Source organism: Colwellia sp. BRX9-1 (assembly GCF_014077195.1).
Lineage (GTDB): Bacteria > Pseudomonadota > Gammaproteobacteria > Enterobacterales > Alteromonadaceae > Colwellia_A.
This window is the reverse complement of sequence record NZ_JACGVM010000105.1, coordinates 1-251: the sequence shown is the minus strand read 5'-3', so window position 1 is coordinate 251 and position 251 is coordinate 1. Positions and strand designations below refer to the sequence as shown.

Sequence of the window (251 nt, the reverse complement as noted above, 5' to 3'; positions counted from 1 at the left end):
CAAATTAATATTCACTCACCAGATACTGAAACACGTTCAGCATGACGAAAGTAAACCTTAATTTGGTCTTTTCTTTAATGAAGAATCATAATGGTATCTTATATTATACAAGGCAGTTTGTAGCGCCGTGTAGTTTACTACACAAGCTGCGAACTAACGCGGTAGAATTTAAGATGGTGGAGCTATGCAGGATCGAACTGCAGACCTCCTGCGTGCAAGGCAGGCGCTCTCCCAGCTGAGCTATAGCCCCA

The 251-nt window shown here is 43.0% G+C and carries 1 tRNA gene; it reads right to left on the bottom strand.

What is annotated here, in order from left to right:
• Positions 1-174 precede the first annotated feature (174 nt).
• Positions 175-250: transfer RNA gene (locus H4J76_RS19665), tRNA-Ala, on the bottom strand.
• Position 251: the final 1 nt, after the last annotated feature.